The 2656-nt window shown below is 60.4% G+C and carries 2 protein-coding genes and 1 pseudogene; all 3 read left to right on the forward strand.

All coding sequences use genetic code 11. The annotated features are described in order from the left end of the window. The first annotated feature begins 200 nt into the window (after window positions 1–200). The 3 genes and pseudogenes from AV929_RS12390 (at window position 201) to AV929_RS12400 (ending at window position 2526) form a co-directional block, all read left to right on the forward strand. Window positions 201–749, forward strand: coding sequence for a hypothetical protein (locus AV929_RS12390; RefSeq protein ID WP_064288406.1), 549 nt, complete (start codon window positions 201–203; stop codon window positions 747–749). Between the two features lie 97 nt (window positions 750–846). Next, window positions 847–1699, forward strand: a pseudogene (locus AV929_RS12395) (ImmA/IrrE family metallo-endopeptidase). 74 nt (window positions 1700–1773) lie between these two features. After that, on the forward strand, window positions 1774–2526 hold the full coding sequence (locus tag AV929_RS12400; RefSeq protein ID WP_196219993.1) for a hypothetical protein: 753 nt from the start codon (window positions 1774–1776) through the stop codon (window positions 2524–2526). The last annotated feature ends 130 nt before the right edge of the window (window positions 2527–2656 follow it).

The raw sequence follows: 2656 nt of genomic DNA on the forward strand, positions 1-2656 counted from the left end.
GGGCAGTGCTTTGACTCCGACATGGCGCTGGTGTACTTCCACAAGGGCTGGGAGGCTAGAGGCGAGGAGTAGCCGACTCGCAGGCTAACCAACACAGTCCTATATCCCACTCGGTGTTGGTTAGCGGCAACATTCCTGCTCTGACGCGGCGTGCTGGCGCGTCCCGAGAGTTGATACCCTATCGGAATTTTCCCAAGCGTATGGACCGCACTGACTGGCCGACACCCGGCCCGAACGAGCCTGTCCCGGCATGGGACGAGTACCGACAGCTGCGCGAGGCCGTCCACGACTATCTGGATCACGAGCCAGAGGACCCAAGGTGGGATGACATCTGGCGGGCGCTCGGCGCGATCATGGGCGAATACCAGCGAGATGCATTCGCGCAAGCCTTCGACCTCGATGCGCCTGCCGAGACAGCCTGTATCCGGCGTCTTATCACGGGCGACGACGAGTGCCCCCACTCGCCGCTTGACGCCGACAGCGACCCGAAGGGGCCGCCTCACAGCCCGCCAGCAGACGACCACTCGACGCTCTGGCTTGACGATGGCGAGCCGGCGTTGTACTCGATGCACGTCTACCCCGGCAACATCGAGCGATTGGATTCCACAGAGCCGCCCCACAATCTCTGGTTCGACGTCTTCGAGTTTGCCGCCGAGTGGGGACTAGAGGTCTCGATTCTCGCAAAGTCATGGTACAACCTTGGCTCGGCTATCCACGTCGTCTTCTACCCGCCAGAGCGGTACAGGTAGCCACCTCACCTCGCTCTCGCTCAGTCAGCAAGTCGATTTTGTGACCCCCAGTGGAGGTGCGGGGGCGTGCCCGAGAGTGCGTCCCGAAGATAGACCGATGTCAACGATACAGTCAGACACGCCAGAGCAGTCGTCCAGCCAACAGACCACTTGCACCTTCGACGATTCGGACTCCCGGGACGAGGANNTACTCGGCCCGGAACACGCTACTCATCAAGCTCCAGTGTCCCGACGCAACCCGAGTCGCCGGCTACAATACGTGGCAAGACGAGTTCGACCGCTACGTCCAGCAAGGCGAGGATGCCATCTGGATCTGGGCTCCGATTATCACGAAGAAGTGCCCCGAATGCGGCAACTCGCCGTCGTATCACGAGAACTCGGACTGTGAGTACGACGAGACAGACCCTGAGCAGTGGCATCGGGGACTGGTCGGGTTCCGGCCAACGTCAGTGTTCGATATCTCCCAGACAGAGGGTGAGCCGCTTCCAGAGCTAGAAACAGAAGCTCACGGCGACCCGGATGGACTTGTCGAGGACCTGTTGGACGCGACCGACGAGATCGGCGTCGACGCGAGAATTGTCGCTTCAGAGGAGTGGGAACATGGGTCTGCACGGGGCGTTTGCGAGCGTCGGAACGTCATGACGACAAATCCGATGGCCGAAGCGGTTGACCGAGACAATCGAGCCGCCCTCGCGAGTACACTGATTCACGAGTTCGCCCATGCAGAGCTTCACTTCAATGTCGAGGATGAGGCGGAGCGGTCGAAACGCGAAGTCGAAGCCGAGGCAGTCGCCTACGTGGTCAGTCGTCACTTCGGGCTGGATCCCGACAACTCGGCGTTCTACCTCGCGGCGTGGGACGGCGACGCACCAGAGACGTTGCGGGACCGGCTGGACCGTATCTCGAAGACGGCTGCGAGGCTGATCGACGCCGTCGAAGGTGCCAGCTGAGAGGGAGCGGTGTCTTTCCAGACGTGCTTGAGAGCCGTATTTTGTGACTCCCCTGATGGGCGAGGGAGTCGAATATGCGTTCCACAGCAGCGTCAGGTGGCAGTCCTGTCGGACAGTTCTTGAGTGTCTTAGCAGAGTTGCGTGACCAGATCGGAGGGCCGTACTACCTCGGAAACGTGACCGGGCGATTGGACTGGCCCGACCGAGGAGTGTACTTTTTCTTATCGCCAGCAAGCGACCTCAGACAGATGCCCTCCACAAAGTGGCGACTCTCCCGAATCGGCACCGTCGGCGTCAGTACCGGTTCGTCGAACACGCTCTGGAACCGACTCAGGCAACATCGTGGCAACGTTCGAGGGAAGTACGCTGGCGGTGGCAACCATCGCGGGTCGATCTTCCGGCTACACGTCGGTCAGGCCTTGATCGAGAAGCACGGCTGGCACGACGAGTATCCCCACTGGGGCGAACCGAATCCCGACGCTGAGACGACCGCTGTTCGCGAGCAGGAACATGAACTCGAACAGCGTGTGTCAGAGTACATCCGGGATCTGCCGTTTCTGTGGGTTGACGTTCCGGGCAACCCCGGACCAGAGTGCGACAGAGCCGAGATTGAGTCAAATACCATCGCGATGGTGTCGAGGTATCGTCGATCTGCAGGACCGTCGGATCTCGATTGGCTTGGATACCACTCGCCGAAATCTGAGGTGTATCAGTCTGGGTTGTGGAACGTGCGACACGTTTCTGACTCGTTCGACCCTTCGGTCGTGGACCAGTTGTCGGCGTATATCTCGTCAACGGAAGCGCTGGACCATCAATCGCGGATCTGAGGGCAGGTTCCGCAGCGAGAACTCAGTACGCTCGGTTACGAGTCCGTAGGCAATCCCAGCCAGTGGCGCAACCACGGGAATCCACGCCAACGGAGACATGAACAGTTCTGTCGAAATGGACTCCCAGACG

It is taken from the genome of Haloarcula sp. K1 (assembly GCF_001647155.1).
GTDB lineage: Archaea > Halobacteriota > Halobacteria > Halobacteriales > Haloarculaceae > Haloarcula > Haloarcula hispanica.